Source organism: Inquilinus sp. CA228 (assembly GCF_052078665.1).
Classification (GTDB): Bacteria; Pseudomonadota; Alphaproteobacteria; order DSM-16000; family Inquilinaceae; genus Inquilinus.
In genome coordinates this window covers 50,036-75,972 of sequence record NZ_JBQJIK010000038.1, presented here as the reverse complement: position 1 = coordinate 75,972, position 25,937 = coordinate 50,036, and the positions used below count along the sequence as shown (strand labels likewise).

Here is a 25,937-nt window from a genome sequence, read left to right as displayed (position 1 = left end):
CGAGGAAGCTGCCGCCGCCGGCACTGCGCTGTGGCTGGGCCTGGCGCTCCAGCTCGGCGATCCGGGACTGGGCCTGGTGCAGGGTGAAATCCTGGATCAGCACGGTCTGGGCCAGCAGATAGGGCGCGTCGGGCAGGTCGCGGACCAGGTCCCGGATCATCGCCGCCGCCTCCTCGTCGGTCTCGGCGGGCGGGGCCTGCTTCAGCCGGGCGACCAGGCTGGTCAGCAGCTCGCGTTCCTGGGGTGTCATCGCAACTCTCCGGTCGGGCCCGCAGGCGCGGGCATCCCCCGTCCGCCGGGGCTATTGGCCCGGCGGCGGGGCGCCGCAATCGACGGCGCGGCGCCGTGTCGCGCCGGTCCAGCTCAGGACGGCGGGTGGTAGCCGTCGGTGAGCGTCTTCAGGAAGGCGACCACATCGTCGATCTCGGCGTCGGTCAGGGCCGGCGCGTCGCCGAGATGGCGGTCGAAGGGCGGGTCGCGGTTGATGTTCGCCCGGTACTGGGGCGGCAGGTCGTCATAGATCCGCACGCTGCCGTCCGGGTTGCGCGGATACCAGCGGCCGGGATCGGTCTCGCGCGTCACATAGAACGCCACCGCATCGCGCAGGCTGTGGAACACGCCGTTGTGGAAGAAGGTCCGGCGCAGCGCCACGTTGCGCAGGCTGGGGGTGCGGAACAGGCCGCAATATTCCGGATGGTCCTTCAGGTCGGTGCGCTGCGGCCCGCAGACGCCGAGGTCGACATAGGCCGGGTCGGCATTGGCCGGGATCTGCGTGTTCCGGGGCAAGGCGATGGCGATCTGGCCGTAGTCGCTGAACTGCGGCGGGGTGCCATCATTGCCGCGCTGGCTGATATGGCATTCGGCGCAGTTGCCCTTGTCCGGGTCGTTGAACAGGTCCAGGCCGCGCGCCTCCTGCGGCGTCAGCGTCGCCGTGCCGGCCAGCCAGGCGTCGTATTTGCTGCTGTAGGGGTAGAAGCTGGCGGCGTCCTGCTCATAGACCTCGAAGGCCTTGAGGATGCCGGCATACAGCGCCTTGCGGTCCTTGAGCACGTCGTCGCCGTAGATCCGGCGCAGCGCGTCGCCATAGCCGGCGGCGAGCGCCTTGGTGACGACCTCGTCGGGGCCGGCATTGCCCATCTCGAAATCGGAGAGCAGCGGGATCGCCGCTTGGTCGGCGCCGCGGTCGACCCGGCCGTCCCAGGTCAGGCCGCCGGTCGGGCCGTTGTCGACGCTCTCATCGGAATCGTCCTCCGAGTCGAAGAAATGCTCGGTGAAGGGCGGCACGGCCTGGAGATAGGTCAGCGACGGCACCGCACGGATTCCGGGCTTGGCCATGTCGCCTCCACCCATCTGCACCGGCAACGCGTTGGTGGGGCCGAAGCCCTGCTGGGGATCGTGGCAGGAGCTGCAGGAGAGCTTGCCCGAGGCCGAGAGCGACGGGTCGACGAACATGGCGCGGCCCAGCGCGGTCAGTTCTTCCGCCTGGCGCCGCACCTCGGCCCGCGACAGGCCGCCATCCGGGTGGGACCCGGCGGTGGCGGCGGAGACCGTCAGAACCGCCGCGGCCAGACCGCCGCCCATCGCTCCCCAGCGACCCGTTCGCAACGCCATTCCGGCCATCCCGTGATCTGCGTGACGCGGCGCCGGACCCGGCCCGCAGACGCCTATCTATGCCGAAAAAGTTTCACTTGAGCGACAGCCCGCTTCGCGCCAGTGCTGGCGCGCGGAAGGGGGATCGCAGCCACCGGGGCCTCGGCGCCGGGAGCCAAGGGGAAGCCATATGCGCAAACTGATCGCCACCGCCCTCGCGGCCGGCGCCGCCGGGCTGCTCGCGCCGCCATTGCTGGCCGCCGACGCGCCGGGCAGCGCCGACACCGCCCAGACCAAGGCGCTGCGCGCCATCGACACCGTCGTCGTGATCTATGCCGAGAACCGCAGCTTCGACAACCTGTACGGCGCCTTCCCGGGCGCCGACGGTCTGGCGAACGCGACGGATACGGCCAAGACCCAGCTCGATCGCGACGGCACGCCGTTGAAGGAGCTGCCGCCGGTGTGGGACGGGCTGACCGCCAAGGGCGTGACCCCGCCGGTGACCCAGGCCCAGACCGAGCATCTGCCGAACGCCCCCTTCGCCATGGACGACCCGCAGGGGCTGAACGTCTCGGTCGGCACCATCACCCACGATCTGTGGCACCGCTTCTACCAGAACCAGATGCAGATCGACGGCGGCAGGAACGACAAGTTCGTCGCCTGGGCCGATGCCGGAGCCGAGGTGATGGGCCATCTCGACGGCTCGAAGACCGCGATGTGGACCATCGCCCAGCAATACACGCTGGCCGACCACTTCTTCATGGGCGCCTTCGGCGGCTCCTTCATGAACCATATCTGGCTGGCCTGCGCCTGCGTCGCCCGCTATCCGGACGCCGACAAAGCCGCGGCCAAGCCGTCGATCGCGGTGGTCGACCCGGACGGCGTCAGCCTGACCGTGGCGCCGAACTCGCCGAAATCGGCGATGGACGGCATCCCGAAATTCGTGGCCGACGGCAACCTGACGCCCGATTTCTTCGCCGTGAACACGATGCAGCCGCCCTATCAGCCGAGCGCCAACAAGCCGGCCGAGGGCGGCGACCCGGCGCTGGCCGACCCGATGGCGCCGACCACGCTGCCGCCGCAGACCGAAATCACCATCGGCGACCTGCTGAGTGCCAAGCACATCGGCTGGGCCTGGTATTCCGGCGCTTGGCAGTCGGTGCTGGACCATGGCAACCAGACGCCGGTCCCGGCCTTCCAGTACCATCACCAGCCCTACAATTTCTTCGCCAATTTCGCGCCCGGCACCGCGGCGCGGCAGGAGCATCTGCGCGACGGCGGGCTGGACGGGGCCGAGCTGGTCAAGGCGATCGATGCCGGCACCCTGCCGCAGGTCACCTTCTACAAGCCGCAGGGCAATCTGAACGAGCATGCCGGCTACGCCGACGTCGCCTCGGGCGACGCCCATCTTGCCATGCTGATCGACCATCTGCAGAAGAGCCCGCAATGGCCGCACATGCTGGTGGTGGTGACCTATGACGAGAATGGCGGCTTCTGGGACCATGTGGCGCCGCCGAAGGGCGACCGCTGGGGGCCGAGCAACCGAATCCCGGCGATCATCGTCTCGCCCTTCGCGAAGAAGGGCTTCGTCGACCACACGCCCTACGACACGACCTCGATCCTACGCTTCATCACCCACCGCTTCGCCCTGCCCGAGCTGCCGGGCATCGCCGCGCGGGATGCTGGGATCGCCGCCAACGGCAACCCGCCGCTGGGCGACCTGACCGCAGCCCTGGACCTCACCGCGGCGAAGTGAGGCTGGAGGGGCGGGCGCACCAGGCCCCGCCCCTTCCCTTTTTCAGTCCTGGGTGTAGTCCTGCCCGAACCACCGCTGCGACAGCTTCGCCAGCGAGCCGTCGGCCTTCGGCGCGGTCAGGGCGGCATCGATCCTGGCCTTCAGCGCGCCCTCGGCGATGTCCAGCAGCAGGCCCTTCCCTCGGCCGGGGAAGCATGGTCGGATGGCGCCCCTCCGACAGCCGCAGGGCCGATGCGCAGCGCGACCACAAGATTCAGGCACAAGCCATCCATAATGATGTTCTAGACATCACTCCTGCTGCTTGATACCTTAAATATGTCAGAGGAAACTGCATGATCACCGCCGCCCAGATGCGCGCCGCCCGCGCCCTGCTCGGCATCGACCAGCGGCAGCTCGCCGAGCTGTCCGGGGTGTCGCTGCCGACGATCCAGCGCATGGAGGCCAGCGAGGGCAACGTCCGCGGCGTGGTCGACACGCTGACCAAGGTGGTCGAGGCCTTCGACCGGGCCGGGGTCGAGCTGATCGGCGATCATGCGGTGAGCCGCGAAGGCGGCCGCGGGGTGCGGTTCAAGACCCCACGGGTGCCGGAGGGCGGCACCGGCTGACTGTTCAGCGACGGCGACCGCCGGCCGACCCGACGATCCCGCCGCCCCTGCGGTGTTGGGAGCGTCGAGGCCCATGGTGGCTCGCAGTCATGATCCGTCCTTCATCGAGCTGTTCACGCCGAAGCTCGTGACCGTGCTGCGCGAGCGCTACCGCCTCGCCGACCTCAAGGCCGACGCCGTGGCCGGGCTGACCGTCGCGATCGTGGCCCTGCCGCTGTCGATGGCGATCGCCATCGCCTCCGGCGTCACCCCGGACCGCGGCCTCTACGCCTCGATCGTCGGCGGCTTTATCGTCTCGGCCCTGGGCGGCAGCCGGTTCCAGATCGGCGGCCCGGCCGGCGCCTTCATCGTGCTGGTGGCCGCCACGGTGGCCCAGCACGGCGTCGACGGGCTGCTGCTGGCGACCTTCCTGTCCGGGCTGATGCTGGCGGCAATCGGCCTGCTGCGGCTGGGCACCTTCATCAAATACATCCCCTACCCGGTGACCGTCGGCTTCACCGCCGGCATCGCCATGATCATCTTCGCCAGCCAGTTGAAGGATCTGCTGGGCCTGTCCCTGGACGGGCCGGAGCCCGGCCCCTTCATCCCGAAGCTGGAGGCGCTGGGCCGGGCCCTGCCGACGGCCAGCGGCGCGGCCATCGCCGTCGCCGCGCTGTCGATCGGAGCCATCCTGCTGGTCCGCCGGCTGCGGCCGCACTGGCCGTCCTACCTGATCGCGGTCACCCTGGCCTCGATCCTGGCCGTCCTGCTGCAGCTGCCGGTCGAGACCATCGGCAGCCGTTTCGGCGGCATCCCGTCCGCCCTGCCCGCCCCGCACCTGCCCGACCTGTCCTGGGCGCGGATCCAGGCGGTGCTGCCGGCGGCCCTGTCCTTCACCCTCCTGGGCGGCATCGAGAGCCTGCTGTCGGCCGTGGTCGCCGACAGCATGACCGGGCGCCGCCACCGCTCGAACTGCGAACTGGTGGCCCAGGGGCTGGCCAACATCGCCTCCGCCCTGTTCGGCGGCATCTGCGTCACCGGCACGATTGCCCGCACCGCCACCAATGTCCGCGCCGGCGCGCGCGGCCCGGTGTCGGGCATGCTGCATTCGGTGTTCCTGCTGCTGTTCATGATGGCGGCGGCGCCGCTGGCCGCCTTCATCCCGCTCTCGGCCCTGGCCGGGGTGCTGGCAGTGGTGGCCTGGACCATGGCCGAGAAGCACCAGTTCGGGACGCTGATCCGTGCCTCGATCGGCGACGCCGTGGTGTTGCTGGCGACCTTCGGCCTGGTGGTGTTCCGCGATTTGACCGAAGGGATCCTCGTCGGCTTCGGCCTCGGCGCGCTGCTGTTCCTGCACCGCATGGCGCAGGCGGTGGAGGTTGATCGGCCCGACACGACCAACGGCAACGGCCGGGCACCCTATGACGCGGAGATGGCCACCGACCGCGACGTCGTCGCCTACAAGATCTCCGGCGCCTTCTTCTTCGGCGCCGCGGCCGGTGTGGCGGCGGCGCTGGACCGGATCGGCGAGCACCCGAAGGCCTATGTCGTCGACTTCTCGGCGGTGCCGGTGATCGATTCCACCGCCGCCGCCACGATCGAGGGCTTTGCCCGCAAGGCCCGCCGCCAGGGCGCCGTGGTCTATATCGCCGGCGCCCGCCGGCCGATCCTGCGCGCGCTGCTGGCCCACGGCGTGCGGCCGCCCCTGGTGCGTTTCAAGGCGGACCCGGCCGAGGCGCTGGCGGCGGCCCGGCGGGCAGCGTCGACCGCGGACTGAGGCCTACCGCCGGGCCCTGAGGCCGAGGCAGAAGCCGACGCAGACCGCGGCGACCACGGCCGACCAGGGGTTGCGATGCACCGCCTCGTCGAGCGCATTCGCCCGGTCCTGAGCCATCGACGCCACGGTCTCGCCGAGGCGGGCGACGTCCTCGCGCAGGGCGCGGAGATCCGCCTCCAGATCGTGGCGGGCGGCCTCCGCTTCGGTCGTCGCCGCATCCATCTCGGCGGCGGCGCGCGTCGATTTCGATCCTGCAAGCTCCGCCGCGGCGCTGGCGGCGGATTTGTTCGTTCCGGTCTCGGGCATGGGCGGGCTCCTTCTCTCCTCCGCCAACAGCAGCCGCGCATCGCCGGTTCCGGCCGGAAGGCCGGCGCGCCGGCGGATTACGACAAATTTAACCGATCTCGCAGCGAAGCGGCCTCGACAACGCCGGGCGATCGGAGCAGAAGAATTGCGAGAGATACGCATTCTTGCTCGCAACTGTCGCGGGCATGAGGGCCGCCGCAGGGCGGCGGGTTTGGGATGATGTCGGGATGCTGGTACCGTTCCTGATCATGATGCGCGAGGGCATCGAGGCCGCCCTGATCGTCGGCATCATCGCCGGCTATCTGCGCCAGACGGGCCGGTCGCAATGGATGCCCCTGATCTGGATCGGCATCGCCATCGCCGTCCTGCTCTCCATCGCCGTCGGCATCGTGCTGACCCTGGTCAGCGCTGAGTTCCCGCAGCGCGAGCAGGAGCTGTTCGAGGCGATCGTCGGCCTCGTCGCCGTCTGCATCCTGACCTCGATGGTGTTCTGGATGCGCAAGGCCGCGCGCTCGTTCAAGGCGCAGTTGCAGCATTCGGTCGACGCCGCGCTGGACGGGCCCGACGCCAAGGGCCTGGCGCTGATCGGCATGGCCTTCTTCGCGGTCGCCCGCGAGGGGCTGGAATCGGTGTTCTTCCTGCTGGCCACCTTCCAGCAGGATGTCGGGCTGGAGGCGCCGATCGGCGCCCTGGCCGGGGTTCTGGTCGCCGTCGCGGTCGGCTTCGCCATCTTCTGGTTCGGCGTCCGGCTGAACCTGAAGCGCTTCTTCCGCTGGACCGGCTTGTTCATCCTGGTGGTCGCCGCCGGCCTGCTGGCCGGGTCGCTGCGGGCGCTGCACGAGGCCGGGCTGTGGAACGGGCTGCAGGAGATCGCCTTCGACCTCAGCCACATCCTGCCGATCGACGGGCCGCTCGGCTCGGTCCTGGCCGGCATCTTCGGCTACCAGGACACGCCGACGGTCGGCGAGGTCGCCGTCTACATCCTCTTCCTCCTCGTCACCCTGCCGCTGTTCCTGAGCGGCGGCCGGGTGGCGCAGGAAGCGCGATCGAACGCCTGAGGCCGGAGCCAGAATGTCCCTGCAGCGCACCACCCGGATCGGCATCGGCGTCGTCGCCCTCCTGGCCGTCGCCGTCGCCGGCCTGGGCGTCTACGCCTATCTGTACCGCGCCGGCGCGCCGAAGGCCGCCGCGGGCGGCAACGCCGTAACCATCACCGCCAAGAGCTGCGAGCCGAACGACCTGACGGTCGAGGCCGGCCGCGTCACCTTCCAGGTCAAGAACGCCAGCGACCGCGCGCTGGAATGGGAGATCCTGCAGGGCGTGATGGTGGTGGAGGAGCGCGAGAACATCGCCCCCGGCTTCACCCAGAGCCTGACGGCCAAGCTGGAGCCGGGCGCCTACCAGATCACCTGCGGCCTGTTGAGCAACCCGCGCGGCACCCTGACCGTGACCGCGGCGAAGAACGCCCCGGCGCAGGCGCTGCAGCCGTCGCTGATCGAGCTGATCGGGCCGATCGCCGAATACAAGGTCTACGTCACCACCGAGGCCAAGGCCCTGGCCGACGCCACACCGCCGCTGGTCGCCGCGGTCAAGGCCGGCGACCTGGCAAAGGCCCGTGACCTGCTGGCCCCGGCCTGGATCCATTACCAGCGGATCAAGCCGATCGCCGACCTGTTCGCCGATCTCGACACGGCGCTGGACGCCCGCGCCGACTATTTCGAGAAGAAGGAGCAGGATCCGGGCTTCACCGGCTTCCGACGCCTGCAATACGGGCTGTTCACCGGAGGCACGACAGACGGGCTCGGGTCGGTCGCCGACAAGCTGGCGGCCGATGTGCAGGCGCTGCAGGCCCGGATCGCCGACCTGTCGATCCCGCCGGAGAAGATGGCCGGCGGCGCCGCCACGGTGATCGCCCGCCTGGCCGCCGAGCCGGGCCTCGACCCCGCCGCCGCCAAGGCCGATCTCGAGGGCGCGGCCCGCATCGTCGGGCTGTTGCGCCCGCTGAGCCAGAAGGCCGACAAGGCGCTGAGCGACCGGGTCGACGGCAACCTGACCGCGGCCGGGCTGGCGCTGACCCGCGACGACCGCACCGGGCTGCAGCCCCCGGTGACGGCCCTGGCCGACGACCTGCCGAAGCTGCGCACCGCCTTGGGGCTGGACTGACCGGACGAACCGCCATGACCGACGAACAGGGCAAGACCACCATCTCTTCCACCGACCCGACCACTCCAAGCCGGCGCAGCGTCCTGCGCGGCCTGGCCGGCGGCGGCGCCGCGCTCGGCGCGCTGGCCGCGGCGCCGGCCGTCGCCCAGTCGATGAAGCAGCCGCCCGGCCGCGACACCGAGGCGGCGCAGCAGGTGCAGCCCTTCTACGGCGAGCATCAGGCGGGGATCGTCACCCCCTCGCCCGCCGCGGGCCTGGTCGCGTCCTTCGACGTGCTGGCGACCTCGCGGCCGGACCTGGAGCGGATGTTCCGCACCCTGACCGAGCGCATCGCCTTCCTGATGGGCGGCGGCACCCCGCCGGAGCTGGACCCGAAATTCCCGCCGGCCGATTCCGGCGTGCTGGGGCCGGTGATCGTGCCGGACAACCTGACCGTCACCGCCGCCGTCGGCGTCTCGCTGTTCGACCGGCGCTTCGGCCTGGCCGCGGTGAAGCCGCGCGAGCTGGCGGCGATGACCAGCTTCCCGAACGACGCGCTGGACCCGGAATCCTGCCACGGCGACCTGCTGCTGCAGTTCTCGTCCAACACGCCGGAGGCCAACATCCACGCCCTGCGCGCGATGGTGAAGGCGACGCCCGACCTGCTGAGCCTGCGCTGGAAGCTGGACGGGTTCCTGCCGGCCGCGACCAGCAAGGCCGGCCGCAAGGAGACGGCGCGCAACCTGCTGGGCTTCAAGGACGGCACCGCCAACCCGAACCCGGCCGACGGCACGATGATGGACCGGATCGTCTGGATCAAGCCGGGCGCCGAGGAGCCGGCCTGGACGGTCGGCGGCACCTATCAGGTGGTGCGCATCGTCCGCAACTTCGTCGAGCGCTGGGACCGCACCCCGCTCGGGGAACAGCAGACCATCATCGGCCGCGAGAAGGCGTCCGGCGCCGCCCTGGGCCTGAAGGACGAGTTCGACGTGCCGGACTACTCCAGTGACTCCGAGGGCAAGACCATGCCGCTCGACGCCCATATCCGCCTGGCCAATCCGCGCACCCACGAGACCGCGAACAGCCTGATCCTGCGCCGCGCATTCAACTATTCGCGCGGCGTCACCAGGTCGGGCCAGCTCGACATGGGCCTCTTGTTCATCTGCTTCCAGTCGAGCCTGAACGCCGGCTTCATCGCGGTGCAGGACCGGCTGAACGGCGAGCCGCTGGAGGAGTACATCAAGCCGACCGGCGGCGGCTATTTCTTCGCCCTGCCGGGGGTGCCGGACAAGGACGGCTATCTCGGCCAGGGGCTGCTGCAATCCGTGTCGACCTGAGGGCCGGAAGGGCCTGAGCACCGGGTGACAATCTCACCCGGTCCTATCCTAGGAGGGGATTGATTATGAAACGCATTCTGACTCTCAGCCTGAGCGCGGCCGCGCTGCTGGCCGCGTCCGGGGCCCTGGCCGCGCCGCCCTCGCCGCTCGAGCTGGTCGAGCCGATCGCCAAGTACAAGACCTGGGTCATCGGCGAGGTCGATCAGTTCGTCGAGCACACCCGCCAGTTCACCGCGGCGGTGAAGGCCGGCGACCTGAAGAAGGCGCAGGCGCTGTACGCCCCGAGCCGGGTCTATTACGAGCGGATCGAGCCGCTGGCCGAGCTGTTCAGCGACCTCGACGCCGCCATCGACTCGCGCGCCGACGACCACGCGAAGAACGAGGAGGACCCGGAGTTCACCGGCTTCCACCGCATCGAATACGGGCTGTTCGCCAAGCAGTCGACCGAGGGCCTCGCCCCCTTCGCCGATAAGCTGCTGGCCGACGTGATCGACCTGCAGGGCCGGATCAAGGATCTGACCACCCCGCCGGACAAGGTGGTGGGCGGCGCCGCGGCGCTGATCGAGGAGGTCGCGGCCACCAAGATCTCCGGCGAGGAAGACCGCTACAGCCACACCGACCTGTGGGACTTCCAGGCCAATGTCGACGGCGCCAAGACCATCGTCGACCTGCTGCGCCCGATCCTGGAGAAGAGCGACAAGGCGCTGCTGACCAAGGTCGACGCCAACTTCAAGACGGTCGACGGCATCCTGGCCAAGTACAAGACCCCGGATGGCGGCTACGAGACCTACGACAAGCTGACCGAGGCCGACCGCAACGCGCTGAAGGGCCCGATCACCGCCCTGGCCGAGGACCTGTCGCAACTGCGCGGGACATTGGGACTGAGCTGAGGGCTCAGCCTGTCCCATACTGTCATTGCCGGCCTTGACCCGGCAATCCAGTGGGTCTCGACAGACTCTGGATGCCCGGGTCAAGCCCGGGCATGACAGTTTTGGGGGAGGCTTTCTTATTCCGATTTTCTACAAATTTCTTAAGATTTTTCTTATCGAATTGACGTTTGCCAAGCGTCAATTAAGCTGCCTGCCTGCAACCGGAACAAGCGAGCCGGCGAACGTATTCGGAGAGGGGAACCCTCCGTTCCGTCCGGCCCGAACAGAGAAGGCAGCACCCATGACCCGCTCCCCGTTCAAACGCCTCCTGGTCGCCGCCGCGCTCGGCACCGGCCTGCTGGCCGCCTCCGCCGCCATGGCCGCCGATGCGGTCCGCGTCGGCTCGAAGATCGACACCGAGGGCCGCCTGCTGGGCAGCATCATCCTGCAGGTGCTGGAGGCCAACGGCATTCCGACCGAGAACAAGCTGCAGCTGGGCACCACCAAGATCGTGCGCAGCGCGATCCTGTCCGGCGAGATCGACGCCTATCCGGAATACACCGGGAACGGCGCCTTCTTCTTCAACATCGACACCGACCCGGCCTGGAAGAACGCGCAGGCGGGCTACGACAAGGTCAAGCAACTGGACGAGGCCCAGAACAAGATCGTCTGGCTGGCCCCGGCGCCCGCCAACAACACCTGGGCGCTGGCGGTGCGGCAGGAGGTGGCCGACGCCAACAAGCTGAAGACGCTGGAGGATTTCGCCAAATGGGTGAAGGACGGCGGCGAGGTCAAGCTGGCGGCCTCGGCCGAGTTCGTCGAGAGCCCGGCAGCCCTGCCCTCGTTCCAGTCGGTCTACGGCTTCAAGCTGAACCAGGACCAGATCATCACCCTGGCCGGCGGCGACACCGCGGCCACCATCCGCGCCGCGGCGGAGCAGACCTCCGGCGTCAACACCGCCATGGTGTACGGCACCGATGGCGCCATCTCCTCGGTCGGGCTGGTGGTGCTGGACGACAGCAAGGGCGCGCAGATCGTCTATGAGCCGGCGGCGACGATCCGCGCCGACACCTTGGCCAAGTACCCGAAGATCAAGGACGCGCTGGACCCGGTCTTCGCCTCGCTCGACCTCAAGACCCTGCAGGAGTTGAACGGCAAGATCGCGGTCGACGGCGAGGACCCGCAAGCGGTCGCCGCTGAGTACCTGAAGGCGAAGGGGTTCGTGAAGTAAGGCACGACAGGACGGGCGGGCCGATGCTTTGATCGCCGCATGACCGTCATCCGCAACCGCGTGCTGCTGGTGCTGGGGGGGGTGGCGCTGGCCGGGGGGCTGGCGCTGCCGATCCTGACCAACGCGCCGAACCGGCTGCTGTCCGGCAAGCCGATCGGCGTGTTCGATCTCGCCGCCCCCTGGGCAGTGCTGCCGGTCGCCGCGGCCGTCCTGCTGCTGGTCGGCGCCGCCGTGCCGGCCCGGCGCTGGACGCTGGCGGCGCAGCTGATCGCCGGCATCGGCATCGCCATCGGCCTGGTCTGGCTGGCCGGGATCCAGGCCGAGCTGCTGGCCGCCGGCGCCCGGCCCTCGGCCCGCACCTCGCTCGGCGCCGGCTTCTGGATTCTGGCCCTGGCCGCGCTGCTGGCCGCGGCCGACGGCGCCCGCCGGCTGCGGCTCGGTCCCCTCGCCCGGCTGGGCGCGGCGCTGCTGCTGGCGGTGCCGGTCACGGCGCTGATCGCCGGCGGCGCGGTCGACCAGCTGTCGCTGATGAAGGAGTACGTCCAGCAGCACGGCGTGTTCGGCCCGCAGGTGCTGCGCCACCTGCTGCTGGTCGGGCTGGCGCTGGTGCCGACGCTGCTGATCGGGGTGCCGCTGGGCATCGCCGCGCACCGCTCCGCCGCCGCTCGCGGTCCGATCTTCTCGATCCTCGGCATCATCCAGACGATCCCGTCGATCGCCCTGTTCGGCCTGCTGATCGCGCCGCTCTCGGCCCTGTCCGCGGCCCTGCCCTGGCTCGGGGTCAGCGGCATCGGCCTCACCCCGGCGGTGATCGCGCTGACCCTCTATTCGCTGCTGCCGATCGCCCGCAACACCGCCGCCGGGCTGGACCAGGTCGAGGCCGGGGTGATCGACGCCGCCCGCGGCATCGGCATGACAAGGCGCCAGATCTTCCGCAAGGTCGAGGTGCCGCTGGCCCTGCCCGTCTTCCTGTCCGGCCTGCGCATCACCTTGATCCAGGCCATCGGCCTGGCCGCGGTGGCGGCGCTGATCGGCGCCGGCGGCCTCGGCGCCGTGATGTTCCAGGGCCTGTTCGCCAACGCCCTCGACCTGGTGCTGCTCGGCGCCCTGCCGATCATCCTGATGGCGGTGGCGGTCGACGCCCTGTTCCGCATCCTGGTCGCCGCCCTGCAAGCCCCGTCCCCGGCGAGGAGAGCCGCATGATCGAGTTCGAGCATGTCAGCAAGCTGTTCGACGGCATCAAGGCGGTCGACGACCTGACCCTGACCATTCCGGACGGCGCCTTCTGCGCCCTGATCGGCTCCTCCGGCTCCGGCAAGTCGACCAGCCTGCGCATGATCAACCGGCTGATCCCGCACAGCGAAGGCAGCCTCCGGGTCGGCGGCGAGGATGTGGCGGCGATCCCGGTCGAGGCGCTGCGCCGCCGCATGGGCTACGCCATCCAGTCGATCGGCCTGTTCCCGCACTGGACCGTGGCCCGCAACATCGCCGCGGTGCCGACCCTGCTGGGCTGGCCGCAGGCGAAGATCGACGACCGGGTGCGCGAGCTGCTGGACCTGCTGCAGCTGGACCCGCGCTTCGCCGAAAAATACCCGCACCAGCTGTCCGGCGGGCAGCAGCAGCGGGTCGGCGTCGCCCGGGCGCTGGCGGCCGACCCCGAGGTGCTGCTGATGGACGAGCCGTTCGGCGCGCTGGACCCGATCACCCGCGATGCGCTGCAGGGCGAGATGGCGCGGATCCACCGCGAGACCGGCAAGACCATCGTCTTCGTCACCCACGACATGGACGAGGCGCTGCGCCTGGCCACCCAGATCGCCATCCTCGACCACGGTCGGCTGGTGCAGCTGGGCAGCCCGCGCGAGATCCTGACCGCACCGGCCAACGATTTCGTCCGCGACTTCATCGGCCGCGACGATCTGGGGCTGAAGCTGCTGGCGACCGAGACCGCCGCGGACCGGGTGCGGCCCGGCGAGGCGGCCGAGGGCGCACCGATCCCGGCCGAGGCCTCGCTGCGCACCGCGCTGTCGATCCTGGTGGCGCGCCATGCCGACAGCGCCCCGGTGGCGGCGGCCGACGGCAAGCCGCTGGGTGCCCTGCATCTCGACGACCTGGTGCGGGCATGAGCATTGCCCAGCCTGTCGCGGCTTCCCCGCGCCCGGGCTGGCGTCCCTGGCGCGACCCGCTGCTGTGGCTGGCCGCCGGCTTCGCCGCGCTGGTGTTCGGCCTGAAGCTGACCAAGCCGATCTTCGCCGCCTGGTTCCCGCAGCTGGAGCGGCCCTTCTACGAGGCCGACAGCTTCCCGGCCCTGGTGGTGGCGCATGTGCTGCTGGTCGGGGCGTCGAGCCTGATCGCGATCGTCATCGGCGTCGCCGCCGGCATCTTCGTCACCCGCCGGTCCGGGGCCGAGTTCCGCGGCCTGGTCGAGACCGTGACGGCGATGGGCCAGACCTTCCCGCCGGTGGCGGTGCTGGCGATCGCCGTGCCGCTGATCGGCTTCGGCGCCTGGCCGGCGCTGATCGCCCTGTCGCTGTACGGCCTGCTGCCGATCGTCGAGAACACCATCGCCGGGCTGGAGCAGGTGCCGCCGGCGGCGCGCGACGCGGCCGAGGGCATGGGCATGGGGCCAGCCCGGCGGCTGTGGTCGGTCGAGCTGCCGCTGGCGGCGCCGGTGATCCTGGCCGGCATCCGCACCTCGGTCGCGATCAACATCGGCACCGCGGCGATCGCCTCGACCGTCGGTGCCCGGACCCTGGGCACGCCGATCATCGTCGGGCTGAACGGCAACAACCTGGCCTATGTCATCCAGGGCGCGCTGGTGGTCGGCACGCTGGCGGTGCTGGCCGACCTCGCCCTCGGCCGCGTCACCGAGCTGCTGCAGCGCTGGAAGCGGGCCTGAGCCCTACCCGCGCGGCTTCCGCTCGGCCGCCTTGTCACCGACCCAGACGCGCGGTCCGGGCCCCAGCCGGGCGGCGCGGTCCGCCGGATTGACGAAGCCGCAGGACGACAGCGACAGGCAGCCGCAGCCGATGCAACCGGCCAGGCCGGATTTCAGCCGCTCCAGCTCGGCGATCCGCTCGTCGATCCGCCGGGTCCAGCCGCCGGACAGGCGCGACCAGTCCTCGCCGGTGGGGATGTGGTCGGTCGGCAGCGTGTCCAGCTCCGCCTTCACCTCCTCCAGCGACATGCCGAGGCGCTGGGCGAAGACGATGAAGGCGATCCGCCGCAGCACCGCGCGGGGGAAGCGGCGATGGCCGGAGCCGGCGCGCTCGGACCGGATCAGCCCCCGCTCCTCATAGTAGCGCAGCGCCGAGGCGGCCACGCCGCTGCGCCGCGACACCTGGTTGATCGTCAGGACTCCGTCCATGGCTCCGCCACCGTGCCGATCATGCGTTCAAGCTAACTTGAGCTTGGTGCCCGCCTCGATCAACTCGGGATGGACGCGTCAGGCGAGAACCGGGGCCCGCTTCTCCAGCGTGTAGGACAGCACGGCGACGGCGAGGCCGATCACGGCGACGCCGGCGCCGAGATAGGGGATCTGGCCATAGGGCATGCCGGCGGTGATCGCGGCGCCGCCGAGCCAGGCGCCGGCGGCGTTGCCGAGGTTGAAGGCGCCCTGGTTCAGGGTCGAGGCCAGGTTCGGCGCCTCATGCGCCTGGTCGACCACCCGGGTCTGCAGCGGCGCGCCGAGGCTGAACTGAACCACGCCCCACAGCACCATCGCCGCGACGGCCGGCACCATGAAGGGCGCGGCCAGGCCGAAGCCGGCGCAGACCACGGCCAGCGCGGTGAAGCTGATCATCACCGCCGGCATCAGCCGCCAGTCGGCCAGCCGCCCGCCGAACAGGTTGCCGACGGTGATGCCGACGCCGAACAGCAGCAGCGCGGTGGTGACGCCCTGCGGCGTCAGGCCGGAGACGGTCTCGAGGATCGGCGTGATGTAGGTGAAGACGGTGAACAGGCTGACCGAGGACAGGATGCTGAGCGCCATGGCCAGCAGCACCTGCGGCTTGCGCAGCACCGAGAATTCGGACAGCAGGTCGCCCGCCGGCGCCTCGCGGTCGCGCGGCAGGATGAAGGCGATGGCCAGCGCCGCGGCGATGCCGATCGGCACGATGGCGCCGAAGGTGGCGCGCCAGCCGGCGACATGGCCGAGCGCGGTGCCGAAGGGCACGCCCAGGACGTTGGCCAGGGTGAGGCCGGAAAACATCAACGCGATGGCGCGGGAGCGCTGGTGCCGCGGCACGAGGCCGGCGGCGACGACGGCGCCGATGCCGAAGAAGGCGCCGTGGCACAGCGCCGTCAGCACCCGCGCCGCCATCAGCGACCAGTAGTCGGGCGCCAGCGCGCATAGCAGGTTGCCGAGGATGAAGACGCCCATCAGCCCGAGCAGCGTGGTCTTGCGCGGCAGCTTCGCCGTCAAGAGCGCGACGATCGGCGCGCCGATGGTGACGCTGAGGGCATAGCCGGAGACCAGCATGCCTGCCGCCGGGATGGTGACGCCGAGGTCCCGCGCCACGTCGGGCAGCAGTCCCATGATCACGAATTCGGTGGTGCCGATGCCGAATGCGGCAACGGCCAGAGCGAAGAGCGGCAGCGGCATCAGGGGCGAATCCGGTGACGGGACGTCGCCCCTAAGATGCGCGCTTAGCTTCGCCATAGGTCATACGAATGCTGCAATGCAGCATTCGGGAAATGCGGGGCGGAGACCAGTGGGGCTCATAGCCTCGTCCCAGCATATTGAACGCTGGGACGAGGCCGGTCGATTCAACTCACCATATCGTAAAATTCGCGGCAGTCAGCTGCGTCGCCGCGGAGAAGCCGGTCAGGATGATAGTAATGTCGGCTACGCCGTTGCCATCGGCGTCGACCAACACCATACCGCCTTCGAACCGCGCTTCGCTGTTGCCGCTGGCTGTGAAGGCAGTCGCACCGCGATAGCTGAAGGAACCATGAAGAAGATACTCGAATTCCAACCTGTCGCCTTGCGCCGAGCTGAAATCTGATATTGTGTCACGGCCGTCCGAGAGTGCCGAAAATCGAAAATAGTCATCTCCGGCTCCACCGGTGAGAAGGTTGTTTCCGGCTCCACCGACCAGATAGTCGCCGCCATCGCCACCCGAGAGGGTGTCGTTTCCGTCGTCTCCGACCAAGCTATCACCATTGGCATCGCCACGAAGATAATCGTCGCCTGCCTCTCCACTCAAAGCATCCTGGCCTCCTCTTCCAGAGAGCACGTCATTTCCCGCTCCACCCGTATTTACATCGTCAAAATTTCCGCCATTTATCACATCGTTCCCCGCACCACCGGTAACAAAAAAGCTACCACTCCCCATTTCTACGGTATTTCCTTGAGATGATAGAATTATCTCACGAATATATATGACGTCTCGACCGGAAAATTCGACGATCCCTGATGTTGTTAATTCTATTGTCGATCCACTTATTTCAGAGAAAGAGTCGATCTGTGATGCGGTCGCACGGATCTTTCCAAACGAACTCAAATATTCAAACCCCGAAATCTCAGCAGCAGATATATCAATATCGGAAATCGGTAATATCTCAATCGTGTCGCGACCTGAGCCGCCATCATACCGATCACCAAGGGTAACGTCGCCCGTGCCGAGAAACAGGTAGTCACTTCCGCCAGCGCCAAACACGTCGTCAACCCCGGCTCCATCATAGAGCAGGTCCCCACCCGCACCGCCGCTCACGGTATCGTCACCGGCCCCGCCACGAAGGGTCGCGCCGTGTGTGGAGGCGACGAGAGTATCATCGCCACCCCCACCGATAGAACCAGTGCCGCCGGTGATCGTGTCGTCCCCAGCCCCACCGCTGACAGTCAAATCAGCGAAGCTGGACCCGACGTTCACCACATTCCCGAAGCCGCTCAGATTGAAATGGAAAACGTTGAAATACGCCATATCCGACAAATCGATGAAGCCACTGTTATGCACATTCAGCGTGCTGACGGATATTTTATTGAGATTGTTAATTTGCTGGCATGAAATATTAGTGGTTTGGGTCAACAACTCGGCAACAGCCTCGACGCTGACCAACGAAAGCGCAAACAGATCGATGACACCATTACCATCGATAACAAGTCCGTCCGCGCCTGCTCCACCATCGTAGACTTCGCCCACCACGAAATGAGCGATCTCGACATAGAATGTATCGTTCCCGGCACCACCATAGAGACGATCGCGGCCGGCATCGCCGTAGAGTTTGTCGGCCCCGTCGCCACCGATGAGCAGGTCGTCGCCCACTCCGCCACTAAGCGCGTTGTTCCCGGCATTGCCGATGATGGTGTTGTTCCAATAGTTGCCGGCGCCGTCCAGGTCAGCCGTGCCTGCCAAGGTGAGGTTCTCGACATGGGTTGTGAGCCGATAGCTGATCCAAGCCACGACCTGATCGAGACCCTCGCCCGCCAGCTCCACGACCCGGTCTCCGGCCGCGGCGGCATAGTAGATGTCGTCGCCCTTGCCCCCGATCAGCAGGTCGTTGCCAGCGGCGCCGTTGAGCAGGTTGTTTCCGGCATTGCCGGTGATGGTATTAGCCAGCGCATTGCCGGTGCCGTTGATGGCGGCGGCACCGATCAGAGTCAGCTCTTCGAGATTGGCGCCGAGCGCGAAGCTGACCGATGACCGCACCAGGTCACGGCCCCCGCCCGCCGCTTCCTGAACCCGATCGCCGGCTGAGTCCACGTCGTAGACATCTCCACCATCGCCCCCGACCAGCGTGTCGTTCCCCGTACCGCCGTTGAGGATGTTGTTCCCGGCATTGCCGATGATTGTGTTGTTCAGTGCGTTGCCGGTGCCGTTGATGGCGGCCGCGCCTTGCAGGATCAGCGCCTCGACATTGGCGGCGAGCTGATGGCTGACCCAGGCTTGAACCTGGTCAAAGCCCTCGCCTGCCTGTTCCACCACGCGGTCGCCAGCCGCGCCGACGAGATAGATATCGTTGCCCTTGCCCCCGACCAGCTGATCGTCACCAGCGGCACCGTTGAGGACGTTGTTCCCGGCGTTGCCGAGGATGGTGTTGTTCAGCGCGTTGCCGGTGCCGTTGATGGCGGTCGCGCCTTGCAGGATCAGGGCCTCGACATTGGCGGCGAGCTGATAGCTGACCCAGGCCAGCACCGAGTCGGTGCCTTCGCCCACCCGCTCCACGATCGCATCACCGGCCGCGGCAACATAGTAGACGTCGTTGCCGAGCCCTCCCCCCATCAGGTCGTTGCCCAGGCCTCCGTTCAGCCAGTCGTCGCCGCCCGAGCCATAGAGCGTGTCGTTGCCGGCCTGGCCGTAGATCTGGTCCGCCCCGGCGCTGCCGAGGATCGCGTCGGCAGCCGCCGTTCCCCAAAATACAGGCATGAAATCTTCTCCCCCTTCAAATCCGGCGCGCCGGTGCCCGATACCGTCTCGGCCGAGCCGCGCGACGCCGATTGAATGTGTTGTCCGCTCCGGCCGGCCGATGCCGGCCGCCGACGTCTCAGGTGAACACGAAATCGGAGGCGTGAAGCTGCGAAGCGGCGGTGATCCCGGTCAGCTTCACGGTGACGTCCGCCGCGCCGTTGCCGTCCGTATCCACGAACAACTGCCCGGCGGCAAAGCGCGCCTGGCTGTTGCCGCCGCCTGTGAATGACGCCGCTCCAAGATAGCTGAAGGTGCCGTGGAGCAGGCCTGTAAAGACCAGCCTGTCACCCTGCGATGAGCTGAAGTCCATTATCGTATCGAGGCCGTCGCCAACCCCCGTGAAGATGAATCGATCCGCGCCATCTCCACCTTCCAGGCCATCGTTGTCCCGCCCTCCAATCAATCCATCATTGCCGGAGCCGCCGTAGAGACCATCCCTGCCGGCACCGCCGTAGAGCGTATCGTTTCCCAGATCTCCAAACATATAGTCGCCCGACCGTATTCCGGCACCGCTGATTCCACCTGTAAGAACGTCATCTCCCGCCCCACCATAGATCGTTTCAGTATACTCATTTCCGAATACAATATCGTTGCCTCTTCCTCCCTGAATAAAATACGAATAAGCGAAATCAGCAGATGAATTCGACAAATTCAAAGTATTTCCTTCATCTGATAAGAAAAAATTGACATTTGTTATCGATGAATTTGAAAGATCAATGATTCCGGAATCCGCAATTTTTATATTCTGACCGCTGAATGACCTAGTACCATAGATCTGACTCAACCCATTTATTTGTTCAGAACTGGCAACAAGATTGTCATATGATACAGAGATCCACTCTATGTCAATTATAGATAAACCTCTAATATCTATATCCCTACTTCCTGATTTATATTCAAAATTAAGAGCATCTATTCCATCACCTCCATCATACAATTCGCTATAAATTAGATCTTCGCTGGAAACATAAAGAAAATCCCTACCCTCTCCGCCATAAACTCTGTCTTTACCGGCCCCACCATACAAGTCATCCGAACCGTCGCCGCCAACAATAATATCATCCCCCAATCCGCCGGAAAGAGTATTATTTCCCCCATTCCCAACAATGATGTTATTGTAATGATTGCCAATTCCTCCGATACGGTCGACGCCGACTAGCGTCAGATTTTCGATATTTTCGCCGAGGAAATAACTGACTGAAGACCGGATCTGATCAATTCCCTGATTCTCTGCTTCGACGACTTGATCCCCATGCGCATTCACGTAGTACACATCATCACCGACACCACCGACCAGTCGGTCGTTTCCGGCCCTGCCGTCCAGCACGTCATCACCGGCACCGCCGGTCAGCGCATTAGCTCCGGCATTGCCGATGATGGTATTGGCAAGGGCATTGCCGGCGCCATTGATGGCGCCTGTGCCGGTCAGGTTCAACTCCTCGAGATTGGCGCCGAGCGTGAAGCCGACCGATGCCCGCACCCGGTCATAGCCAATGTTCGCCGCCTCCTGAACCCGGTCTTCGATCGAGTCCACGTCATAGACATCATCACCCTCGCCCCCGACCAGCGTGTCGTTTCCAGCGCCGCCGTTGAGCACGTTGCTCCCGGCATTGCCGATGATCAGGTTGTCCAGCGCGTTGCCGAAGCCGTTGATGCCGGCCGTGCCCTGCAGGAGCAGGGCCTCGACATTGGCGGCGAGCTGATGGCTGGCCCAGGCGTGCACCTGGTCAAAGCCCTCGCCCGCCTGCTCCACCACCCGGTCGCCGATCGCGCCGACGAGATAGATGTCGTCGCCCTTGCTGCCGATCAGCAGATCGTCGCCGGCGGCGCCGTTGAGCAGGTTGTTTCCGGCATTGCCGATGATGGTGTTGGCGAGCGCGTTGCCGGCGCCGCTGATGGCGGCCGACCCGGTCAGGTTCAGCTCCTCGAGATTGGCGCCGAGCCCGAAGCTGATCGAGGACCGCACCCGGTCGTAGCCCTCGTTCACCGCCTCCTGGACCCAGTCGCCGGCCGAGTCCACGTCGTAGACATCGTCGCCCTTGCCCCCGGCCAGCGTGTCGGTCCCGGCACCGCCGTTGAGGACGTTGTTCCCGGCGTTGCCGAGAATGGTGTTGTTCAGCGCATTGCCGGTGCCGGCCAGATCGGCCGTCCCGGACAGTGCCAAGTGCTCGACGTTGGCAACGAGCTGATAGCTGATCCAGGCCAGCACCCAGTCGGCGCCTTCGCCGGCGCGCTCCACCACCGCATCGCCGGCCGCGGCGACATAGTAGACGTCGTCGCCCAGCCCTCCGACCATGATGTCGCCGCCCAGGCCTCCATTCAGCCGGTCGTCGCCGCCCCCGCCATAGAGCGTGTCGTCACCGGCCTGGCCGTAAATCTGGTCCGCCGCGGCGCTGCCGACGATCCTGTCGGCAGCAGCCGTTCCCCAAAATGACGGCATGAAATCCTCTCCCCCTTCAAATCCGGCGCACCTCGACCGGTATCTCCCGGCCTTTCCGCCCTCGTGCCAGCTTAATCCCGGCTCTGCCTCGCTCGGCAATGCGGATTCTGCGAATTCGCGAAAAAATTCACATACTGGCCGGGCGCCCGGCCGTGCCGCCGCCGTGCTAGGGTCCGCCTCGCCTGCACCCAATCCCGCCCGAGACCGCCATGGCCCGTCGCCTGCCCCCGCTGATCGCGCTCCGCGCCTTCGAGGCCGTCGGCCGCCTCGGCAGCGTCCGCGCCGCGGGGGAGGAGCTGGCGGTCAGCCACACCGTGGTGTCGCGCCATGTCCGCAATCTGGAGCAGCGGCTGGGCGCCCGGCTGCTGCGGCCGGCGGGGCGCGGCCTGGCGCTGACGCCGGAGGGCCAGCGCTACCTGGCCCAGATCGCCCAGGCGCTGGACCTGATCGAGCGCGCCACCGCCGAGCTGGCGGCGCCGCGCCGCCGCACCCTGGCGATCTGGTGCGCCCCCGGCGTCGCCTCGCGCCGGGTGCTGCCGCTTCTGCCGGAGCTGGAGGCGCTGCTGCCGGAGCACGAGATCACCCTGCTGCCGACCCTGGCCCGGCCCGATTTCTCCCACGACGAGGCGGATGCCGAGATCATCTATCTGGAGACGGCGGCGCCGCGCGACGGGGTGCGGGCCGAGCTGCTGTCCAGCCCGCGGGTCTTCCCGGTGGCCAGCGCCGCGTTCCGCGCCCGCCATGCCGATGTCGCGGCCCCGGCCGACCTGCTGCGGGTGCCGCTGATCCACGAGGAATCCACCGAGCAGTGGGAGCGCTGGCTGCACCGGGCCGGGGTGGCGGAGCTGCCGCCCCTGCGCGGCCCGCGGCTGTGGCACGCCCATCTGGCGATCGAGGCGGCGCGGCTGGGCCAGGGCGTCGCTTTGGCCAATGCCGTGCTGGCCGGCGAGGACCTGGCCGCCGGCGGGCTGGTCGAGATGGTGCCGTCCGACATCCGGCTCGGCGGCTATTACTTCCTGTCCGAGGCGGCGCGCTGGGACGAGCCCGGCCTGGCCACGCTGCGGGACTGGCTGCGCCATCTGTTCGCGACGCCGAACGGCAATGGTGCATAGAATGCACCAGACACGTTCAAACTAGGCGATTGTGCAACGAGGCTGCCGCACCGACCTTCTTGCCATAGCCTGACCCGAGGGGATGTCCATGACCACCAATGCCGAGCTGTTCCAGCGCCGCAACGCCGCCGTCGTCCGCGGGGTCGGGCACGCCACGCCGATCTCCGCCGCCCGCGCCCTGAACGCCGAGATCTGGGATGTCGAGGGCAAGCGCTATGTCGACTTCGCCGGCGGCATCGCGGTGGTCAACACCGGCCATTGCCACCCGAAGGTGATCGCCGCCGTCCAGGAGCAGATGGCGAACTTCACTCACACCTGCTTCCAGGTGTTGATGTACGAACCCTATATCGAGCTGGCCGAGAAGCTGAACGCGCTGGCGCCGATCAGCGGCCCGCTGAAGTCGGTGTTCTTCACCACCGGCGCCGAGGCGACCGAGAACGCGGTCAAGATCGCCCGCGCCGCCACCGGCCGCAGCGGCGTGATCTCCTTCACCGGCGCGTTCCACGGCCGCACCGTGATGGCCTCGGCCATGACCGGCAAGGTGGTGCCGTACAAGAAGGGCCTAGGCCCGGTGCTGCCCGAGGTCTGGCACCTGCCGTTCCCGGTCGCCCAGCACGGCGTCACCGTCGAGGATTCGCTGAAGGCGCTGAGCTTCCTGTTCAAGGCCGATGTCGACCCGTCGCGCGTCGCCGCCATCATCATCGAGCCGGTGCAGGGCGAAGGCGGCTTCTACGAGGTCCCGGCCGAGCTGATGCGCGCCCTGCGCCGGGTCTGCGACGAGCACGGCATCGTGCTGATCGCCGACGAGGTGCAGACCGGCTTCGGCCGCACCGGCAAGATGCTGGCGATGGAGCATTTCGACGTCGAGGCCGACCTGATCTGCGTCGCCAAGAGCCTGGCCGGCGGCTTCCCGCTGTCCGGCGTGATCGGCCGGGCGCCGATCATGGACGCGGCCGATCCGGGCGGGCTGGGCGGCACCTATGCCGGCAACCCGCTGGCCTGCGCCGCGGCGCTGGCGGTGCTGGAGGTGTTCAAGGAGGAGAAGCTGCTGGAGCGCTCCAATGCCATCGGCGCCCGGATCAAGGCGCGGCTGGAGACGCTGTCGCGGCGCAACGACCTGCTGCCGATCGCCGGCATCCGCGGCCTGGGCGGCATGGTCGCCTTCGAGATCGTCAAGTCGCGCGGCGCCTACGACCCGGACGCCGACGCCACCCGGAAGGTGACCCAGAAGGCCTATGAGAACGGCCTGGTGCTGCTGTCCTGCGGCGTCAACGCCAATGTCGTCCGCATCCTGGTGCCGCTGACCGCCAGCGACGCCATTGTCGACGAAGGCCTGGACGTGCTGGAGACGGCCCTGGCGGCGGCCTGACCGCCGGCACGGCCCCCTCACCCTCCCGCCGCCAACGCGGCGGGCCTCTCCCTCTCCCCGAGGAGAGGGCGTGCGACCTCGCCATCCGAGAGCATCCCGTTCCGTGACCCCGTGAGATCGCTATGCTGACCTTGAACGACCCGACCCTGCTGAAGAGCCGGAACCTGATCGGCGGCGCCTGGATCGGCGAGGCCGTCGATCCGGTGACCAACCCGGCGACCGGCGAGACGCTGGGCCGCGTGCCCCGCTTCGGCGAGGCCGAGGCCACCGACGCGGTCGAGGCCGCCGAGACCGCCTTCGGCCCCTGGGCCAAGAAGACCGCCAAGGAGCGCTCCGCCATCCTGCGCCGCTGGTTCGACCTGATCCTGGCGCACAAGGAGGACATCGCCCTGATCATGACCAGCGAGCAGGGCAAGCCGCTGGCTGAGGCGCGGGGCGAGGTCGACTACGCCGCCTCCTTCGTCGAGTTCTATGCCGAGGAGGCCAAGCGCATCTACGGCGAGACCATCCCGAGCCACCGCGCCGACGCCCGCATCCTGGTGCTGCGCCAGCCGATCGGCGTGGTCGCGGCGATCACGCCCTGGAACTTCCCGGCGGCGATGATCACCCGCAAGGTCTCGCCGGCCCTGGCCGCCGGCTGCACCGCCGTGATCAAGCCGGCGCCGGAGACGCCGCTGACCGCCCTGGCCCTGGCCGAGCTGGCGGTGCGCGCCGGCGTGCCGGCCGGCGTGCTGAACGTGATCACCGGCGACGCGCCGAAGATCGGCAAGGTGCTGACCGGCCACCCGGCGGTGAAGTTCGTCGGCTTCACCGGGTCGACCGAGGTCGGCAAGCTGCTGATGCGCCAGGCGGCCGACACGGTGAAGAAGGTCGGGCTGGAATTGGGCGGCAACGCGCCCTTCATCGTGTTCGACGACGCCGACATCGACGCGGCGGTCGAGGGCGCTCTGGCCTCGAAGTTCCGCAACATGGGCCAGACCTGCGTCTGCGCCAACCGGATCTACGTCCAGGACGCGGTCTACGACGATTTCGTCGCCCGCTTCGCCGCCAAGGTGACGGCGATGAAGGTCGGCAACGGCACCGAGGCCGGCGTGGTCCAGGGCCCGCTGATCACCATGGAGGCGGTGGAGAAGATCGAGCGCCACATCGCCGACGCCACGGCCAAGGGCGCCGCGGTCGTCACCGGCGGCCACCGCCACGCGCTGGGCGGCACCTTCTTCGAGCCGACGGTGCTGTCCGGCGCCACCACCGAGATGGTGGTGACGCAGGAGGAGACCTTCGGCCCGCTGGCCCCGGTCTACCGCTTCCGCGACGAGGCAGATGTGGTGGCCCAGGCCAACGCCACCCCCTTCGGCCTGGCCGCCTATTTCTACGCCCGCGACCTGGGCCGCGTGTTCCGGGTGGCGGAGGCGCTGGATTACGGCATCGTCGGCGTCAATGCCGGCGTCGTCGCCACCGAGGTGGCGCCGTTCGGCGGGGTCAAGGAATCCGGCCTCGGCCGCGAGGGCTCGCACCACGGCATCGAGGAGTTCGTGGAGCTGAAATACGTTCTGCTCGCCGGGATGGGCGCGTAGGCTTTTTCATCCTCCCCCTTCCGCAGGGGGAGGGGGAGTGTAGAAAGTGCGCGGACCGGTATCAGGCCGTCGGCGGCAGCGTGCCGTCCGGCGTCGCCTGATCCACCGTCTTGGGCAGATGCTCCGACAGGAAGGCCAGGACCGTGTCGGTCGGGATGCCGATCGCGGCGGCGATCTGCTGCACCTGCTCATTGCCGAGGGCCGACCGGATCTGCTCGGCGCTGACCGGCAGGTTGGCGCCGGTGCCGACCCAGGACTTCACCTGGTCGCCGAGGCCGCCGGCCTGCAGCTTGGCCAGGATGCCCTGCAGCCCGCCGACCTGCGCCAGCGCGTTGGACAGAAGCCCCTGCGGGCCGGCGGCGTCGCCGATGGCGCCCTTGATGCTGTCGAACAAGCTCATGCACCGCTCCTGTGGTTCAGCCGGGATGGCATGGCGGGACCGGT

Annotated in this window: 23 protein-coding genes; 14 read left to right on the top strand and 9 right to left on the bottom strand. The window is 68.1% G+C overall.

Translation table 11 applies throughout. From position 1 onward, the window contains the following. Positions 1 to 250: DUF2076 domain-containing protein (locus tag ACTOWL_RS19845; protein WP_441322997.1), on the bottom strand; the 250-nt coding region annotated here is incomplete at its 3' end. A 113-nt stretch (positions 251 to 363) separates the two neighbouring features. Then, complete coding sequence (locus ACTOWL_RS19840) at positions 364 to 1,611, bottom strand: cytochrome-c peroxidase (protein WP_441322996.1); 1,248 nt, start codon at positions 1,609 to 1,611, stop codon at positions 364 to 366. 169 nt (positions 1,612 to 1,780) lie between these two features. Here ACTOWL_RS19840 and ACTOWL_RS19835 point away from each other — a divergent pair, with 169 nt between their 5' ends. Then, positions 1,781 to 3,346 carry an acid phosphatase gene (locus ACTOWL_RS19835; RefSeq protein WP_441322995.1) on the top strand — a complete coding sequence of 522 codons (1,566 nt, stop codon included), beginning with the start codon at positions 1,781 to 1,783 and terminating at the stop codon, positions 3,344 to 3,346. Between the two features lie 42 nt (positions 3,347 to 3,388). Here the strand turns inward: ACTOWL_RS19835 and ACTOWL_RS19830 are convergent, their stop codons facing one another. Continuing rightward, on the bottom strand, positions 3,389 to 3,607 hold the full coding sequence (locus ACTOWL_RS19830; RefSeq protein ID WP_441322994.1) for a hypothetical protein: 219 nt from the start codon (positions 3,605 to 3,607) through the stop codon (positions 3,389 to 3,391). 71 nt (positions 3,608 to 3,678) lie between these two features. Here ACTOWL_RS19830 and ACTOWL_RS19825 point away from each other — a divergent pair, with 71 nt between their 5' ends. Both ACTOWL_RS19825 and ACTOWL_RS19820 read left to right on the top strand, forming a co-directional pair. Further along, complete coding sequence (locus ACTOWL_RS19825) at positions 3,679 to 3,951, top strand: helix-turn-helix domain-containing protein (RefSeq protein WP_441322993.1); 273 nt, start codon at positions 3,679 to 3,681, stop codon at positions 3,949 to 3,951. Positions 3,952 to 4,024: 73 nt separating this feature from the next. After that, positions 4,025 to 5,707: a SulP family inorganic anion transporter gene (locus ACTOWL_RS19820; RefSeq protein ID WP_441322992.1), complete on the top strand. Its 1,683-nt coding sequence runs from the start codon at positions 4,025 to 4,027 to the stop codon at positions 5,705 to 5,707. A gap of 3 nt (positions 5,708 to 5,710) precedes the next feature. Here the strand turns inward: ACTOWL_RS19820 and ACTOWL_RS19815 are convergent, their stop codons facing one another. Continuing rightward, positions 5,711 to 6,013 (bottom strand): hypothetical protein, encoded by a 303-nt coding sequence (locus ACTOWL_RS19815; RefSeq protein WP_441322991.1) that lies wholly within the window; start codon positions 6,011 to 6,013, stop codon positions 5,711 to 5,713. A gap of 227 nt (positions 6,014 to 6,240) precedes the next feature. On the opposite strand from ACTOWL_RS19815, the gene efeU reads away from it, so the two are divergent. The 8 genes from efeU to ACTOWL_RS19775 all read left to right on the top strand — a co-directional run bounded on the left by efeU (position 6,241) and on the right by ACTOWL_RS19775 (position 14,488). Beyond that, the gene (gene efeU / locus ACTOWL_RS19810; protein WP_441322990.1) at positions 6,241 to 7,071 is read left to right on the top strand and encodes an iron uptake transporter permease EfeU; all 831 of its coding nucleotides are present in this window, start codon (positions 6,241 to 6,243) and stop codon (positions 7,069 to 7,071) included. 13 nt (positions 7,072 to 7,084) lie between these two features. After that, positions 7,085 to 8,176, top strand: a complete 1,092-nt coding sequence (gene efeO, locus ACTOWL_RS19805) for an iron uptake system protein EfeO (RefSeq protein WP_441322989.1) — start codon at positions 7,085 to 7,087, stop codon at positions 8,174 to 8,176. Between the two features lie 14 nt (positions 8,177 to 8,190). After that, the gene (efeB, locus tag ACTOWL_RS19800) at positions 8,191 to 9,492 is read left to right on the top strand and encodes an iron uptake transporter deferrochelatase/peroxidase subunit (protein ID WP_441322988.1); all 1,302 of its coding nucleotides are present in this window, start codon (positions 8,191 to 8,193) and stop codon (positions 9,490 to 9,492) included. Positions 9,493 to 9,557: 65 nt separating this feature from the next. Further along, entirely contained in the window at positions 9,558 to 10,382 is an 825-nt protein-coding gene (gene efeO / locus ACTOWL_RS19795; RefSeq protein ID WP_441322987.1) for an iron uptake system protein EfeO, read from the top strand. A 280-nt stretch (positions 10,383 to 10,662) separates the two neighbouring features. Next, positions 10,663 to 11,592, top strand: coding sequence for a glycine betaine ABC transporter substrate-binding protein OsmF (gene osmF / locus ACTOWL_RS19790; protein WP_441322986.1), 930 nt, complete (start codon positions 10,663 to 10,665; stop codon positions 11,590 to 11,592). Positions 11,593 to 11,631: 39 nt separating this feature from the next. Next, the gene (locus ACTOWL_RS19785) at positions 11,632 to 12,795 is read left to right on the top strand and encodes an ABC transporter permease (protein ID WP_441322985.1); all 1,164 of its coding nucleotides are present in this window, start codon (positions 11,632 to 11,634) and stop codon (positions 12,793 to 12,795) included. Then, complete coding sequence (locus tag ACTOWL_RS19780; RefSeq protein ID WP_441322984.1) at positions 12,792 to 13,715, top strand: ABC transporter ATP-binding protein; 924 nt, start codon at positions 12,792 to 12,794, stop codon at positions 13,713 to 13,715. The genes ACTOWL_RS19785 and ACTOWL_RS19780 overlap by 4 nt, the downstream gene beginning before the upstream one ends. Continuing rightward, the gene (locus ACTOWL_RS19775) at positions 13,712 to 14,488 is read left to right on the top strand and encodes an ABC transporter permease (RefSeq protein ID WP_441322983.1); all 777 of its coding nucleotides are present in this window, start codon (positions 13,712 to 13,714) and stop codon (positions 14,486 to 14,488) included. Before ACTOWL_RS19780 ends, ACTOWL_RS19775 begins: the two co-directional genes overlap by 4 nt. Before the next feature lie 3 nt (positions 14,489 to 14,491). Here the strand turns inward: ACTOWL_RS19775 and soxR are convergent, their stop codons facing one another. The 4 genes from soxR to ACTOWL_RS19755 all read right to left on the bottom strand — a co-directional run bounded on the left by soxR (position 14,492) and on the right by ACTOWL_RS19755 (position 21,438). Continuing rightward, positions 14,492 to 14,956 (bottom strand): redox-sensitive transcriptional activator SoxR, encoded by a 465-nt coding sequence (gene soxR, locus ACTOWL_RS19770; RefSeq protein ID WP_441322982.1) that lies wholly within the window; start codon positions 14,954 to 14,956, stop codon positions 14,492 to 14,494. Positions 14,957 to 15,034: 78 nt separating this feature from the next. Next, the gene (locus ACTOWL_RS19765; protein ID WP_441322981.1) at positions 15,035 to 16,192 is read right to left on the bottom strand and encodes an MFS transporter; all 1,158 of its coding nucleotides are present in this window, start codon (positions 16,190 to 16,192) and stop codon (positions 15,035 to 15,037) included. A 169-nt stretch (positions 16,193 to 16,361) separates the two neighbouring features. Next, positions 16,362 to 18,956, bottom strand: coding sequence for a calcium-binding protein (locus tag ACTOWL_RS19760; RefSeq protein WP_441322980.1), 2,595 nt, complete (start codon positions 18,954 to 18,956; stop codon positions 16,362 to 16,364). A 118-nt stretch (positions 18,957 to 19,074) separates the two neighbouring features. Further along, positions 19,075 to 21,438 carry a calcium-binding protein gene (locus ACTOWL_RS19755; RefSeq protein ID WP_441322979.1) on the bottom strand — a complete coding sequence of 788 codons (2,364 nt, stop codon included), beginning with the start codon at positions 21,436 to 21,438 and terminating at the stop codon, positions 19,075 to 19,077. Positions 21,439 to 21,647: 209 nt separating this feature from the next. Between ACTOWL_RS19755 and ACTOWL_RS19750 the strand changes: the two genes are divergently transcribed. The 3 genes from ACTOWL_RS19750 (at position 21,648) to ACTOWL_RS19740 (ending at position 25,493) form a co-directional block, all read left to right on the top strand. Beyond that, positions 21,648 to 22,550: a LysR substrate-binding domain-containing protein gene (locus tag ACTOWL_RS19750; RefSeq protein ID WP_441322978.1), complete on the top strand. Its 903-nt coding sequence runs from the start codon at positions 21,648 to 21,650 to the stop codon at positions 22,548 to 22,550. Positions 22,551 to 22,638: 88 nt separating this feature from the next. Then, entirely contained in the window at positions 22,639 to 23,919 is a 1,281-nt protein-coding gene (gene gabT / locus ACTOWL_RS19745) for a 4-aminobutyrate--2-oxoglutarate transaminase (protein WP_441322977.1), read from the top strand. A 122-nt stretch (positions 23,920 to 24,041) separates the two neighbouring features. Continuing rightward, positions 24,042 to 25,493 (top strand): NAD-dependent succinate-semialdehyde dehydrogenase, encoded by a 1,452-nt coding sequence (locus tag ACTOWL_RS19740; protein ID WP_441322976.1) that lies wholly within the window; start codon positions 24,042 to 24,044, stop codon positions 25,491 to 25,493. A gap of 61 nt (positions 25,494 to 25,554) precedes the next feature. Here the strand turns inward: ACTOWL_RS19740 and ACTOWL_RS19735 are convergent, their stop codons facing one another. Then, entirely contained in the window at positions 25,555 to 25,893 is a 339-nt protein-coding gene (locus ACTOWL_RS19735; protein ID WP_441322975.1) for a YidB family protein, read from the bottom strand. Positions 25,894 to 25,937 lie beyond the last annotated feature (44 nt).